The following is a 14,539-nucleotide window of genomic DNA, read 5'->3' as shown; positions in this document are numbered from 1 at the left end:
GAGGCTCCCTGTTCAACGAGAGCGCCTCCTTCGCCGGCCCCTACGGCGCGGCCGAATGGGACGTCACCAGCTTCGCCGGCGGCGACGGCTGGGGCTTCGGCGGCGGCTGGGGCGGCGGCTGGGGCGGTTGGGGCGGCGGCTCCTTCTACGAGGAGAACGCCTCCTTCGCCGGCCCCAAGGGCGCCGGTGAAGTCAACGTCACCGCCTCCACCAACGACGGCCTCTTCTACTAAGCCACACCAACCGGCGGCCACCACACCGCCCACGACTTCCTTCCCAGGGAAGACCCTGGCGAGCACCCGCTCGCCAGGGTTCACACATATATAAGGGGTCCTCTTCCCCGATGGTCAGCCGCCGTCCCCGCCGCGCATCCAGGCATTGCGACCGGAGGCCCGATCACTCGCCTCATGCGGCCGGACCGCGTCGTCCTGGCCCAGACGGCGCGGATCGCGGGGCGGCCGGTTGCGCTCCGCGCGTTCCCGCCGCCCACGCAGCAGGATCGCGGTGACCGCGCCGACGACGAGGACCGCGATCAGGGCCGACCACAACAGCACATCGCCATCCACCTGACTCCCCCCTTCCAGACGGTCGGGCGCCGCACGGTGGCGGCGCGGTGATCCCTTACCTCCGCCCCTACCCGCTCCTGGGACGGACATGACGACCGGGCCGCCCTGCCGGCGGGAAGCCCGGTGGTTCGGGCCGCTTCCGGGGACATCGCGGGACGCGGACCGCCTCGTTCGGCGGGGGTAGGCTGACCCGGGCGTGGACGTCCGCCTTCCGTCGGATCCGGCCGGACGCGCGCCCCCACCCCACGCGCCCAGGAAGGAAACGGTGACCGATGGCTGTGCGCTTGATGGCGCGGACCCTGCGCGGCCTTGAGGACGTCGCGGCGCGGGAGATCGAGGAGCGGGGGCTGGGCCGGGTCGAACGCCTGCGTCACCGCGAGGTCTGGTACACCGCTCCACGGCCCGACCTCGGCCTTCGGACCGTGGACGACCTGTTCCTCCTGGCCGGGGTCGTCGAGGGTGTGGGGCACACAAAGGCCGACCTGGCACTCTTCGGCGAGCTCGTGGACGAGACGGTCCTGAAGGAGCTCCTGGAGGTCCGGCGCGCGAGTGGGGGCTCCGCCGCGGTCCCGGGAGTGGACGTCGCGGCCTCCTTCCTCGGAAAGCGCAACTACAACAGGTACGACATCGAGGACGTCGTGGGGGAGAGGGTGGCCGGGCTGCTGCGATTGCCCTACCACTCCCGCCGGGGCGGTACCGCGCCCCCGCAGGGGGGACTCTCCCTGCGGGTCACGGTCGAGGGGGCCCAGGCGGTGCTGGCGTTGCGCCTCGCCGACCGGCCGCTGCACCGCCGCACCTACAAGGAGGCGTCCACGCCGGGCACCACCCACCCCCCGCTCGCGGCGGCCATGGCCCGGTTGGCCGGCATCGAACCGGGCATGCGGGTGCTCGACCCCTGCTGTGGGACGGGCACGATCCCGATCGAGGCCCGCGCCATCGCCCCCGAGGCCAGGATCGTCGGAACCGACCATGGCGCCGACATCACCGCCAAGGCGGCCGCCAACGGGGTGGCGGCGGCCGGCGGCGAGGCGGGCGAGACGGCTTGGGCGGTCGCCGACGCCGGTCGGCTTCCCCTCGGCCCCGCCACCGTCGACCGGATCGTCAGCAACCCGCCATGGGGGCGCCAGGTCGAGGCGCGCGCCAGGCTGGCGGGAGGGCCGGGGCGTTTCTACGGCGAGATCGAGCGGGTGCTCACCCCCCAGGGGACCGTGGTGCTCCTCCTGCACGAGCCCGAGGAGCACATCGCGCACGCGGAGGGGGCGGGGCTCCGGCTGCGCGAGGCCATCCCGGTCAGCCTGTTCGGAACCCGGCCCTCGATCGTGCTCCTCAGCCGGTAGGACACGGCCCCGGCAGCGCCGCCTCCAGATCATGCCGTCCGGTCCCGGCTTGTCGCTGCCGCTGTGGGGGCGTCCCTTCCGGGCTGTGCCTTTTCTGCCGGGCGGGCGCGTTGCGATCAAGCCGTTGTGGGGTGAACCGGGATAGAACGCGCGGGCGCGGTGTATTCCGCTCCACGAGGGAGGGGCGTCCTCGACCGAGAAGTATTCTGGTCGGCGTCGACCGGCGCGGGCATCGTTGATCCGGCGGAGGAGGTCGAGACGCTTGAGAACCTTCGGTGCCCATGGAATCCCAGGGAGGTTCCCAAGTATGTTTGGGAGGTTTTCAGGGATCATGCCCGTTTCTGCCCTAGGGTTCGGTGCCGTCCGGCCGGGTGTTCGGGCTGTTCAGGCGCCGTGGCAGCCGCCCTCCGGGGCGGCTGAGGATCGCAACAGGGTCTTCAGTGGGTCTTGTGCGGGGCGGAGGATGTGGCAGCCGCCCTCCGGGGCGGCTGAGGATCGCAACAGGGTCTTCAGTGGGTCTTGTGCGGGGCGGAGGATGTGGCAGCCGCCCTCCGGGGCGGCTGAGGATCGCAACGTTTAGTTACTGCACTGTTTTCAGTGCGTCCGGACGGTGGCAGCCGCCCTCCGGGGCGGCTGAGGATCGCAACCACCGCCCACCAGGGCGGAGTCCACATCCGGGCCTCCCAGGTGGCAGCCGCCCTCCGGGGCGGCTGAGGATCGCAACGTTTAGTTACTGCACTGTTTTCAGTGCGTCCGGACGGTGGCAGCCGCCCTCCGGGGCGGCTGAGGATCGCAACCACCGCCCACCAGGGCGGAGTCCACATCCGGGCCTCCCAGGTGGCAGCCGCCCTCCGGGGCGGCTGAGGATCGCAACCTCCTTGTGGTGAGCCTGCCGCGCCCGGCCTGGGCGCGTGGCAGCCGCCCTCCGGGGCGGCTGAGGATCGCAACACGAGGGTCTTCAGTGGGTCTTGTGCGGGGCGGAGGATGTGGCAGCCGCCCTCCGGGGCGGCTGAGGATCGCAACACGTCACACGAAATGGTGTGGCGGAACTCGGAGAGTGGCAGCCGCCCTCCGGGGCGGCTGAGGATCGCAACACTGTGCCTACTCGTAGATGTCGATGTCGGCATACAGTGGCAGCCGCCCTCCGGGGCGGCTGAGGATCGCAACTGATCGGGCTAGCCGGGTCGATGCTGCTCTACGCCGTGGCAGCCGCCCTCCGGGGCGGCTGAGGATCGCAACTGCTCAGGGTGCTGACCAATCTCACCACGAAGGAGAGGTGGCAGCCGCCCTCCGGGGCGGCTGAGGATCGCAACTCGAGGCCGAGGGACCGGCCGTGTCCAACGGTGCGGTGGCAGCCGCCCTCCGGGGCGGCTGAGGATCGCAACCCCGCCTCCCCGGCCGACCCCGACCCTGAGACCTAGTGGCAGCCGCCCTCCGGGGCGGCTGAGGATCGCAACGCGCGGGCGATGGCCGAGGCCCGCGCGGAACAGGAGGTGGCAGCCGCCCTCCGGGGCGGCTGAGGATCGCAACATGGGCCTTGGCGGCGCTTTTGGTGACGCCGATCGCGTGGCAGCCGCCCTCCGGGGCGGCTGAGGATCGCAACACGGCTGAGCCGTGGACCGAGCGGCAGGCAGCAGAGTGGCAGCCGCCCTCCGGGGCGGCTGAGGATCGCAACTTCGCAGGAACCAGAACAGCGCCAGGCACAACGCGGTGGCAGCCGCCCTCCGGGGCGGCTGAGGATCGCAACGGGGGGACCCGGCTGCACGGTCCAGGCCAGCGGCGGTGGCAGCCGCCCTCCGGGGCGGCTGAGGATCGCAACCCCGCTGCGGCAGGGCCGGATGAGCCGTGGCAGGTCGTGGCAGCCGCCCTCCGGGGCGGCTGAGGATCGCAACCCGCCAGCACCGGCGGACGCCCCAGGCCGCGGAACGTGGCAGCCGCCCTCCGGGGCGGCTGAGGATCGCAACCCCTGGTAGCCGTCCCGTGGGAGCTAGGGATAGGGCCGTGGCAGCCGCCCTCCGGGGCGGCTGAGGATCGCAACTACGACCGGGCGCCGGGCGGCGCCGCCCACATGGAGTGGCAGCCGCCCTCCGGGGCGGCTGAGGATCGCAACCCCATTGTGGGATGGCGTCCGACCGGCTTTGGGGATGTGGCAGCCGCCCTCCGGGGCGGCTGAGGATCGCAACCACATCTCGGGCGGGATGTAGCCGTGCCACTGCTCGTGGCAGCCGCCCTCCGGGGCGGCTGAGGATCGCAACATCGCCTGGTACCTGCGCCGCCCCAAGGCGAAGCTGTGGCAGCCGCCCTCCGGGGCGGCTGAGGATCGCAACCCCGGCGACGGGCTCACCGTCGAGGTCATCGACGCCGTGGCAGCCGCCCTCCGGGGCGGCTGAGGATCGCAACTTCCTTGTGCTGCGGGTGTCGAGCACCAGCTTGGGAGTGGCAGCCGCCCTCCGGGGCGGCTGAGGATCGCAACAGCCGGCCGCCGAGCGGGCTCCTCTCCGGTAAGTCGTGGCAGCCGCCCTCCGGGGCGGCTGAGGATCGCAACTTCCTTGTGCTGCGGGTGTCGAGCACCAGCTTGGGAGTGGCAGCCGCCCTCCGGGGCGGCTGAGGATCGCAACAGCCGGCCGCCGAGCGGGCTCCTCTCCGGTAAGTCGTGGCAGCCGCCCTCCGGGGCGGCTGAGGATCGCAACCACCAGCAGGGCCGCGCGCGACCCCGGAGAGGTCGTGGCAGCCGTCCTCCGGGACGGCTGAGGATCGCAACAGCCTCACCACGGGGGAGCGGTCGCCTGCGATCATGTGGCAGCCGTCCTCCGGGACGGCTGAGGATCGCAACCGCCGAGGCGTCGGGTACCCCGATGGCGGTGGTCGCCGTGGCAGTCGCCCTCCGGGGCGGCTGAGCGATCGCAACTACAACTGGTACTAGGGCCACCTGAGCGGGTGGACGAGGCAGCCGCTCTCTGGGGCGGTTGAGGAACGCAATCGGGCGCCTCGCGAACGCGGGCGTGAGTTGCCTTATCCTCGGAAAGCGGGTCCGAGGAGTCATTTGGAGGTCGTCCTCGGGCCCCGGAGAGGGTCCTAGAAGGGGTTAAATAAGGCCCCCTTCTAGGACCTATTCGCATTTCAGGGGAAAATCCTGAGCAGCGAGAGGACGGTCCTGGCTAGAGCTGACGCCAGCCTGACCAGCTTGAGTGTCCGAAGTAGGTAACTCATGAAATTTCCCTCTCTGTCCGAATCGTGCCCGCGGCGTCTGCGGGCCTTGCGGTGAGGAGCTTAGATCACCGCAAGGCCCTGTTGGGGGCAACGGGGTAATTCATTGACCCGCTACGCGCTAGAGCTTCCTAGAAGGAGGCGGCCTGTTAAGGTCGTTGGTGTGGGTGAGGCCCAAGGCGGTGCCGGCCTGTTCTGGGTTCATGCGGCGCCGAGGATCGTAAATAGGACGCTCTGCGTGTAGCGGGACAAAATGGGAAACTCTGGCCCGGTTGGGGCCAGAGTTGTTCCATATGTCGATCTTTTAGGCATTTCGCGGAAACTCCAGCGGTTGTCGGCGGGGTGGGCTACCGTTCCAGAGATTCCAGCTCAACGCGCTTAAAGCGGGAGGGGGACATGGAACTCTGGGGGCATAGCGCTGATGAGTGGGGGAGACGCCATCGGCTCGAAGATCACCTGCGTGGTACGCAGGAACGGGCACGGCGCCACGCGGAGGTGTTCGGCGCCGGCGAGCTGGCCGCCTACCTCGGGATCGTCCACGATGTCGGTAAAGGCGCCTGTTCCTGGCAAAACGGGCTGCTACGGGCCGAGGCGTCCGGCGGCCGAGTAGGGGTTCCGCACAAGCACGCCGGGACCTGGCTGGCCGATAAGGCCGGACTGGACGTGTTCAGTGGGGTGGTGTTCGGTCACCACGGCGGGCTGCCCTCCAAAGCCGGCTTGGAGGCCGCGCTGGACGAGGCCGACAACGAGCAGTCCTCGCTGGTCCAGGAGGCCATCGACCGGGTGGCCGCACGGGTACCCGAGATCCTTGACGGACCGGACTTTCCGGTCTGGCTTGAGGAAGCCGCGGCGCGGGATCCGCTGGTGGTCGAGGTGCTGGTGCGCATGGTCTTCAGTGCGGTGGTCGACGCCGACTTCCTCGACACCGAGGAGCACTTCGCCGCCGCGCCGCGCCGCGAGCATCCCGTGCGTGCCTGTGACCTGGCGGAGCGCTTCGAGGAAGGACTGCGAGCCAAGCTCGCCAGGCGGAAGCCCACACCGGTGGACGGGATCCGACGCCGGGTCTACGCCCAGGCGGTCGCCGCGGCCGAGGGGCCGCAGGGGTTCTACCGCCTCCCCGCCCCGACGGGCTCGGGCAAGACCTTCGCCGCGGCCGGATTCGCCCTGCACCACGCCCACCGCCACGGCCTGCGCCGGGTGATCGTGGCAGTGCCGTTCACCGCGATCACCGAGCAGAACGCCCAGGAGTACCGGGACCTGCTGGACCGGCAGGGGGAGGAGCCGGTCGTGCTGGAGCACCACAGCGGTGTGGACCTCGACGACGGCGACGACGCCCCCGAGCACCGGTGGGCCAAACTCGCCGCGGAGAACTGGGACGCCCCCTTCGTGGTCACCACCACCGTGCGGTTGTTCGAGTCGCTGTTCGACCGCCGCCCGGCGGCCACGCGCCGCCTGCACAACCTGGCCGGGTCGGTGATCGTGCTGGACGAGGTGCAGTCCCTCCCCGATGGGATGCTGGTGCCGATCCTCTCGATGCTGCGCACCCTGACCGAGCACTTCGGGGTGACGGTGCTGCTGGCCTCGGCAACCCAGCCCGCTTTCTTCGAACTCTCCCCGCTCAGGGATATCAGCGCTCGCGACATCATCACCGAGCCCGCGCCGCTGTACGCCGAGCTGTCCCGGGTGGACTACGAGTGGTGGTGCGACCCGGCGCCCAGCCTGCAGCAGGTCGCCGAGCGCGCCGCGCGATGTGCCTCGGTGCTGGTGGTGTGTAACACCACCGCCCAGGCCGGCGAGCTGCACCAGAAGATCCAGCGGGAGCGCGGAGCGGGCAAGGGGCCGGTACTGCACCTGTCCACCCGAATGGTCGCCCTCCACCGTAAAAAGACCATCGAGGAGATCGCCGGGCTCAATGCCGCGGGCGCCCCGGTGGCGGTCGTCTCGACCCAGCTGGTCGAGGCCGGGGTGGACCTGGACTTTCCAGAGGTGTTCCGTGCCTTCGCCACCGCCGAGGCGATGCAGCAGGCGGCCGGCCGCTGCAACCGCTCGGGGCACCTGGACAAGGGACGGGTGGTGGTCTTCGAGGTCGCCGGTGAGGACGGCCGCCTGCGCACCGGCGGGGAGTTCGTCTACGGGGCCGCGCTGGGGGCCACCCGCGCCTACTTCGGGCCGGGGCGGGCCCTGCCCGACGATCTGGAGGCCCTGAGCAGGTACTACCCCGTCCGGTTCACGGGCAAGGGCGTCGAAAAGCGCGGCGAGGAGATCCAAAAGGCCCGGACCGACTGTGACTTCCCCAAGACCGCCGCCCTGTTCCGGATGATCGAGGAGCACACCGTCCCCGTCGTCGTCCCCCATGCCGTCCCCGAGGCCGAATCGCGTGTCCGCCAGGTGATCGGCCTGCTGCGCCGGGGTGTGCCCGCGGGCGGGCTGTTGCGCGAACTGCGCCCCTACCTGGCCACCCTGCCCAAGGGGGCGGTGGGCAGGCAGGCCGCGGGCCTGCTCGCCCCGGTGGCGGGCGACCTGTGCGAGTGGCTGGGCGACTACGACCCCTTGCGCGGCATCGAACTCTCCGACAGTCAGGAGTATGTGCTTTGACCACCCCCAACAGGGGCGGACCCCCGCCGCTGGCGGTCGAGGTTACCGGCCCCTATGCCTGCTTCACCCGTCCCGAGCTCAAGACCGAGCGGTTCAGCTATCCGGTGATGACCCCCTCGGCCGCCAAAGGGCTGCTGGAGGCGATCTTCTGGAAACCGGAGTTCACCTACCTCATCGAGCGCATCGAGGTGCTTTCCCCCATCGCCTGGTTCTCGGTGCGCCGCAACGAGGTCGATGAGATCACCTCTACCGACTGGGTGCGCCGTGCCATGGCCGATCCCGCAGTGCGCTTCGACGCCGAGACCAAGCGCGACCAGCGCAACATGGTCGGCCTGCGTGACGTGGCCTACCGCGTCTTCGCCCACATCCGGTTGCGCGAGCACGCCGACGCCCCCCAGGCCAAGTACCGTGACCAGTTCCGCCGCCGCGTGGAGCGCGGCGCCTGCTTCTCCCAGCCCTTCCTGGGCACCCGCGAGTTCTCCGCCTCCTTCAGCGCACCCACCGCCCGCCGCCCCATCCAGGCCAGCGAGGACTTCGGGATGATGCTGCACAGCATCGATTACTCCGGGCCTCGCGAGACCTACCGGTGGTTCCACGCCCGCATGGACAACGGTGTGATGCAGGTGCCCGAGCAGGGGGCCGAGCTGCCCGGGGCCCCGACGGCGCGCACCGGTGGGCGGGGGTGAGCGGGGTGCTCCTCAAAGCCCTGGCCGATCACGCCCCCCACGTGGCGGGGCTGCCCCCGGCCGGCTACCGCCCCCGTGCTCTGCGCTGGCGCATCCTCATCGACGAGCAAGGGCGCCCGCTCAGCCGTGACGCCGAGGGCAGGCCGGCCCCGGACGATCTGGCCGACGCCGACAACCGCAACGGCATCCTCACCGACGCCCCCTACATCTACCGTGCAGGGACCAAACCGCCACCGATGCTGCTGGTGGACACCCTGGAGTTCGTCCTGGCCCGGCCCAAGACCGACACCGCCAAGGCCGCGGAGGAGGCCGTCCGCCGCAACGACGCCTACATCGAGCTGCTGCACCAGTGGGCCGCCACCGAGCCCGCCGACCCCACGGCCGCGGCCGTGCTGGCCTTCTTCACCAATGGGCACCATCTCGACATCACAGTGCCCGAACAGGCCAAACCCTCCGACACGGTGGCCCTGCAGGTCGCGGGGCAGCCGGGCTGGCCCCACCTGGGCCAGGCCGCCCAGGAGTGCTGGCGGCGCACCGTGACCCAGCGCAAAAGCGCCCGCGCCGGCCAGGGATACTGCCTGTCCTGCGGCCAGGAGGGCGTGCTGCTGGACACCCTGCCCGAACCCATCAAGGCCGGGGCGATCCCCACCGGCAATACCCGTGGCCGCGACGCCCAGCTGGTGTCGGTCAACAAGAGCGCCCAGGGGCGGGGCGGCCGCATCCAACTGACCGACATCCCGCTGTGCGAGCGGTGTGGCGCTGGGTCGGCCGCGGTGCTCAACGCGCTGCTGGCCGAGGAGAAACATCGCTATCGGACGGCTGACTCGGTCACGGTGTGGTGGCTGAAGGATCCGGTTCCCTTCTCTCCGCTGCGCACGCTGCGCGAGGCCCGCCCCGACCAGGTCGCTGCGGTCTTCACCGAGCTGGACCGGGCCCGCCACCCCCGGGCAGGCCGGCGGATCGACCCCAACAAGTTCTACGCGCTCACCCTGTCGGCCAACCAGAGCCGGGTGGTCGTGCGCGACTGGGTCGAGGTCCCCCTCGAACGGGCCTTGGCCAACATCGCGGCCTGGTTCGACGACCACCGGATCCAAGACCCGCGCTCCGCGGAGCCGGTGTGTGTTCCGCTGTGGCTGATGGCGCTGAGCCTGGGGCGTGGAACAGGCGAGGGAGACAGCTCCTGGCGCTACATCCACGGTAGCGAACCCGCATACGCCGAACGCGACCTGCTGGCCTGCGCCCTGCAAGGCCCCCGGCACCGTCCGCCCGACCGGCTGCTGCAGCGCCTCATCCAGCGCGTCCGCGCCGATGGCCGGGTGGACCTGGCCCGGGCGGCCTTGCTGAGGCTGCTGCTCATCCGACGCGACCCCGCCGAAAGGAACCGGCTGATGCCTCAGCTCAACCCCGACGACGATCGCCCCGCGGTGCTCTGCGGGCGGATCTTCGCCGTACTGGAGGACATCCAGTACTACGCCCTGCGCGACCCCCGCTCCAAGAAGGGACCCAACACCACCATCACCGACCGGTTCTTCAAACAGGCCGCCGTGGCGCCGCTGTCCCAGCTGGTGCGGCTGCGGACGAACGCCAACGGTCACCTCAAACGCCTGCGCCGCGAGGCCCCCGCAACCGCGGTGGCGCTCAGCGACCGGCTGCACGAGCTGTTCGGCCGTCTGCCCGAAGGCCCGCCGGCGACCTTGGACCTGCACGGTCAGGGCCTGTTCATCGTGGGCTACCACCAGCAGCGCGCCGCCACCCGCGCGGCCCAGCGAGCAAACCGCACCACCACCCCTGAGGAGAACAACACGTGAGCACGCCCAGCCCGTACCTGGACCCCGCCCGCAAGCACGACTTCGTCTTCTTCTTCGACGTGCGCGACGGCAACCCCAACGGCGATCCCGACGCCGGCGGCATGCCCCGCACCGACCCCGAGACCGGGCAGGGCCTGGTCACCGACGTGGCCATCAAACGCAAGATCCGCAACACCATCCCGCTGTTCAAACACGGCGAGCCCGGTTTCGACATCTACGTGGAGGCCGGGGTATCGCTGAACTCCCAGCACGAGCGTGCCTACGCCGCCCTGGGCCTCGAAGGCGACAAGAAGAACAAGAAGCAGACCGCGGTCAACCAGCCCCGCGCCCGGGACTGGATGTGCGAGACCTTCTTCGACGTGCGCATGTTCGGCGCGGTCATGAGCACCGGCGACAAACCCGCCGGGCGGGTCCAGGGCCCGATGCAGCTCACCTTCTCCCGGTCGTTGCACCGGGTGCTCGACCAGGAGCACGGCATCACCCGCGTCACCCAGACCAAGACCGAGGACACCGAGCAGGGCGAATCCACCGAGATGGGCACCAAGCACACCGTTCCCTACGGCCTCTACCAGGGATTCGGGCACTTCAGCGCCCCGCTGGCCCAGCGCACCGGTGTCACCACAGCCGACCTGGAGGCCTTCTGGCGGGCCATGACCATGATGTTCGAGCACGACCGGGCCGCCTCCCGCGGCGAGATGGCATTGCGCGGCCTCTACGTGTTCACCCACGACGACGCCTTCGGCCGCGCCCCGGCCCACACCCTGTTCGACCGTGTCCAGGCCCGCCTCACCGACCAGCCCCAGGGCGCGGACGAGCGGGCCCGGGTGGTGCGCTCCTTCGACGAGTACAAGATCACCGTCGACCAGGAGGGCCTGCCCGAAGGCATCACGCTGACGCCACTGGTGGACGGGTGAGCGCCACCCCCGGTCACCGGCCGCCCTGGCCGGTGACGCTGTCGGCGCTGGAGCACTACGCCTACTGCCCTCGCCAGGCCGGGCTCATCCTCCTGGAGGACGCCTTCACCGATGACGCCGCAACAGTGCGCGGGACCCTGGCCCATCGCAGGGTCCACGACCCCGGTCAGGAGTCCCGTCCCCGCGTGCGCACCCTGCGGGCGCTGCCCGTCTGGCACGACGAGCTGGGCCTGACCGGGGTGTGCGACGTGGTCGAGATCCACCCGGACGGCACCGTGCTGCCCGTCGAGCACAAATCCGGCGCCTACCGGCCCGGCGGGGCCGCCGACGTGCAGGTCGCCGCCCAGGCCATCTGCTTGGAGCAGCGCCTGAGCACCCGCATCGACACCGCCGCGATCTACGCGATGGCCGATCGCCGCCGCCACACCGTGGCCGTCGACGCCGCCATGCGCCAGAGGGTCGCGCGCATCACAGAACAGGTCCGCGAGGTGATCAAGAGCCAGGCCCTGCCGGCCCCGGCCGCCGATGCCCGCTGCCGGCGCTGCTCGATGAACACCGGGTGCATGCCCAAGGTCCTGGCCAAGCGCCCCCGGTTCGAAAAACTGCGGGGCGCGCTGTTCACACCGGCTCCCGAGACGGAATGGGATGACTGAACTCCTCAACACCCTGTACGTGCAGACGCCGGGCGCCTCGCTGCACCTGGACGGCGACGCGGTGCGGGTCGCGCTGCCTGAGGGCGGGCCCCGCCGCCCCCTGCCGCTGCTGCGCCTGGAGTCCATCGTGGTGATGGGCAACATCCAGGTCTCCTCCCAGCTGCTGGGACGCTGCGCCGATGACGGCCGTCCGGTGGTGTGGATGAGTCAGGGCGGGCGCTTCCGGTTCCGCACGGGCGGGCCCACCCGCGGCAACGTACTGCTGCGCCACGCCCAGCATCTCGCCCACGCTGACCCCGGTGTCCGGGTGGAGATCGCCCGGGCCTGCCTGGCCGGGAAGATTCAGAACTCCCGCCAGATCCTCCTCAAAGGCGCACGCGACTCCACCACACACAAGACCCGGTTGCGCGCGGCCGCCGAAGATCTGGCGGGGTCGCTGGAATCGGCGGGAAGAGCCGGGGACGTGGAAACCCTGATGGGGGTGGAGGGCAACGCGGCCCGCACCTACTTCGAGGCTTTCGCGCTGCTGGTGCGCCCCGAGACCGGGTTCGTGTTCCCCGGCCGTGTCAAGCGCCCGCCCACCGACCCGGTCAACGCCTTGCTGTCCTTCCTCTACGGGCTGGTGCGCTCGATGGTGCACGGCGCCTGCGAGCAGGTCGGCCTGGACCCCTATGTAGGGTTCCTGCACGGCATCCGCCCGGGCAAGCCGGCGCTGGCTCTGGACCTGATGGAGGAGTTCCGCTCGGTGTTGGCCGACCGGGCGGCGCTGACCCTGATCAACCGACGTCAGATCGACCCCGAGGATTTCGAGACCCTGCCAGGGGGAGCGGTCCAGCTCACCGAGGAGGGCCGCAAGACGGTGCTGGGGTACTGGCAGCAGCAACGCGCCAAGGAGTACAACCATCGGGTGCTGGGACGGCAGGTGCCCGCGGCGCTGCTGCCTTCGGTGCAGGCCCGTCTGATGGCCCGCCACCTGCGCAAGGACCTGCCCGGATACCTGCCCTGGACGGTGTGAATGGAACTGCTGGTCACCTACGACGTCTCCACCACCACCCCGGAGGGCGCCCAGCGGCTGCGGCGGGTGGCCAAACTGTGCGAGGGCTATGGGCTGCGGGTGCAGAAGTCGGTGTTCGAGGTGGTGTGCAGCGACGCGGATCTGGTGCGCTTGAACGACGCGCTGCACCGGATCATCGATGACACCGAGGACAGCATCCGCATCTACCGGATGAACCGAGGCTCGTTCAAGGCGGTAGAGGTATTGGGGGCGGCCCGCCGGCTGCCGCACGACGAGGCGCTGGTGCTGTAGTTGGGAACCTGGAGTGGACATGGATTCCCGGGGAGGTTCCCAAGCATGTTTGGTGGGTTTCCGGGTGTCGTGTCTGTTTCGGATCGGGTGCTCGACGCTGTTCAGCGGAACGTTTTCGCTGCTCGGGCGCCGTGGCAGCCGTCCTCCGGGACGGCTGAGGATCGCAACGCGTCCGTGTGACGCCGGTCCGTCCCCACCGCGTGGTGGCAGCCGTCCTCCGGGACGGCTGAGGATCGCAACCTCCTTGTGGTGAGCCTGCCGCGCCCGGCCTGGGCGTGGCAGCCGTCCTCCGGGACGGCTGAGGATCGCAACCTGCCCGGGGAACCGCTCATCCTCTCAGGAGCTGGGTGGCAGCCGTCCTCCGGGACGGCTGAGGATCGCAACGCTGGCCTTGGCCTCCAGCAGCTCGACCAGTAGGGGTGGCAGCCGTCCTCCGGGACGGCTGAGGATCGCAACCCGGTCGCGATCTGGCAGAACGGGCAGGGCTCGTGGGTGGCAGCCGTCCTCCGGGACGGCTGAGGATCGCAACCCCGCGCCGCTCGTCCCGGCCACCAGCACCCGGCCGTGGCAGCCGTCCTCCGGGACGGCTGAGGATCGCAACCAGGCGTCGGTGGACCAGGCGTCGGTGGACCAGGCGGTGGCAGCCGTCCTCCGGGACGGCTGAGGATCGCAACCTCCCAGAAATCATCCAGCTCATCAGCAAGCGAATTGTGGCAGCCGTCCTCCGGGACGGCTGAGGATCGCAACTCTCCTTCGGGGAAGGCCCGCCCCGGGGACGGCGGGGTGGCAGCCGTCCTCCGGGACGGCTGAGGATCGCAACCCAGTCGCCTTGGGGGGTCTGGTGCCAGCGGACCCCTGTGGCAGCCGTCCTCCGGGACGGCTGAGGATCGCAACAAATTCCCCGGCGGGGGGCTGGTGCCCCTATTGGTGTGGCAGCCGTCCTCCGGGACGGCTGAGGATCGCAACACACCGGCGGTGCCGGGATCGTGGCGAGCTTTGTCGTGGCAGCCGTCCTCCGGGACGGCTGAGGATCGCAACGTCTCCCCGGCGGCAGGGGTCAGGACACCGGTGGCGGGTGGCAGCCGTCCTCCGGGACGGCTGAGGATCGCAACGTCGACCACGATGAGGATCTGGGGGCGGTCGGGGGGTGGCAGCCGTCCTCCGGGACGGCTGAGGATCGCAACATGGGCCTTGGCGGCGCTATTGGTGACGCCGATCGCGTGGCAGCCGTCCTCCGGGACGGCTGAGGATCGCAACGGGCTGGCCTACTGGCTAAATTCCAAATCGAAGTTGTGGCAGCCGTCCTCCGGGACGGCTGAGGATCGCAACCGCAGTAGGCGTCTCGGAGAGCAAGATCGTTGGGGGTGGCAGCCGTCCTCCGGGACGGCTGAGGATCGCAACAGCACCGAAATCCGGGCGATGGGTCACACCCCGCGGGTGGCAGCCGTCCTCCGGGACGGCTGAGGA

Annotated in this window: 10 protein-coding genes and 2 CRISPR repeat arrays (1 of these 12 running past the window's edge); of the genes, 9 read left to right on the top strand and 1 reads right to left on the bottom strand. The window is 70.5% G+C overall.

Annotation, left to right across the window (positions count from 1 at the left end; translation table 11 throughout):
• On the top strand, positions 1–233 hold a 233-nt coding region (locus ACYVHU_RS24855), incomplete at its 5' end, for a hypothetical protein (RefSeq protein WP_498949619.1).
• A 114-nt stretch (positions 234–347) separates the two neighbouring features.
• On the opposite strand, the gene ACYVHU_RS24850 is transcribed toward ACYVHU_RS24855, so the two are convergent.
• The gene (locus ACYVHU_RS24850) at positions 348–566 is read right to left on the bottom strand and encodes a hypothetical protein (RefSeq protein WP_144390274.1); all 219 of its coding nucleotides are present in this window, start codon (positions 564–566) and stop codon (positions 348–350) included.
• Positions 567–838: 272 nt separating this feature from the next.
• Here ACYVHU_RS24850 and ACYVHU_RS24845 point away from each other — a divergent pair, with 272 nt between their 5' ends.
• From ACYVHU_RS24845 to cas2, 8 genes are all read left to right on the top strand, one after another.
• Positions 839–1,903: a methyltransferase domain-containing protein gene (locus ACYVHU_RS24845; protein ID WP_235001171.1), complete on the top strand. Its 1,065-nt coding sequence runs from the start codon at positions 839–841 to the stop codon at positions 1,901–1,903.
• 393 nt (positions 1,904–2,296) lie between these two features.
• Positions 2,297–4,736: a CRISPR direct-repeat array (repeat unit 37 nt; unit sequence GTGGCAGCCGCCCTCCGGGGCGGCTGAGGATCGCAAC).
• Positions 4,737–5,506: 770 nt separating this feature from the next.
• Complete coding sequence (locus ACYVHU_RS24840; RefSeq protein WP_078763824.1) at positions 5,507–7,705, top strand: CRISPR-associated helicase/endonuclease Cas3; 2,199 nt, start codon at positions 5,507–5,509, stop codon at positions 7,703–7,705.
• The gene (cas5c, locus tag ACYVHU_RS24835) at positions 7,702–8,391 is read left to right on the top strand and encodes a type I-C CRISPR-associated protein Cas5c (protein ID WP_235001172.1); all 690 of its coding nucleotides are present in this window, start codon (positions 7,702–7,704) and stop codon (positions 8,389–8,391) included. The genes ACYVHU_RS24840 and cas5c overlap by 4 nt, the downstream gene beginning before the upstream one ends.
• Positions 8,388–10,199: a type I-C CRISPR-associated protein Cas8c/Csd1 gene (gene cas8c / locus ACYVHU_RS24830; RefSeq protein ID WP_159457304.1), complete on the top strand. Its 1,812-nt coding sequence runs from the start codon at positions 8,388–8,390 to the stop codon at positions 10,197–10,199. The genes cas5c and cas8c overlap by 4 nt, the downstream gene beginning before the upstream one ends.
• The gene (gene cas7c, locus ACYVHU_RS24825) at positions 10,196–11,113 is read left to right on the top strand and encodes a type I-C CRISPR-associated protein Cas7/Csd2 (protein ID WP_078763826.1); all 918 of its coding nucleotides are present in this window, start codon (positions 10,196–10,198) and stop codon (positions 11,111–11,113) included. Before cas8c ends, cas7c begins: the two co-directional genes overlap by 4 nt.
• Entirely contained in the window at positions 11,110–11,766 is a 657-nt protein-coding gene (gene cas4, locus ACYVHU_RS24820; RefSeq protein WP_078763827.1) for a CRISPR-associated protein Cas4, read from the top strand. Before cas7c ends, cas4 begins: the two co-directional genes overlap by 4 nt.
• A complete protein-coding gene (cas1c, locus tag ACYVHU_RS24815; protein WP_078763828.1) occupies positions 11,759–12,781 on the top strand; it encodes a type I-C CRISPR-associated endonuclease Cas1c in 1,023 nt (340 codons plus the stop codon). Before cas4 ends, cas1c begins: the two co-directional genes overlap by 8 nt.
• A complete protein-coding gene (gene cas2, locus ACYVHU_RS24810) occupies positions 12,782–13,072 on the top strand; it encodes a CRISPR-associated endonuclease Cas2 (protein WP_078763829.1) in 291 nt (96 codons plus the stop codon). It abuts the gene before it with no gap.
• 131 nt (positions 13,073–13,203) lie between these two features.
• A CRISPR array of direct repeats spans positions 13,204–14,539; the repeat unit is 37 nt; unit sequence GTGGCAGCCGTCCTCCGGGACGGCTGAGGATCGCAAC (it continues 370 nt past the right edge of the window).

Source organism: Marinactinospora endophytica (assembly GCF_054780875.1).
The sequence above is the reverse complement of the archived record's forward strand: the minus strand, read 5'-3'. Positions and strand labels throughout refer to the sequence as shown.

Coding starts and splice junctions, on each gene's coding strand:
- ACYVHU_RS24845 (WP_235001171.1), top strand. CDS start 839: ATGGCTGTGCGCTTGATGGCGCGGACCCTGCGCGGCCTTGAGGACGTC.
- ACYVHU_RS24840 (WP_078763824.1), top strand. CDS start 5,507: ATGGAACTCTGGGGGCATAGCGCTGATGAGTGGGGGAGACGCCATCGG.
- cas1c (WP_078763828.1), top strand. CDS start 11,759: ATGACTGAACTCCTCAACACCCTGTACGTGCAGACGCCGGGCGCCTCG.
- cas2 (WP_078763829.1), top strand. CDS start 12,782: ATGGAACTGCTGGTCACCTACGACGTCTCCACCACCACCCCGGAGGGC.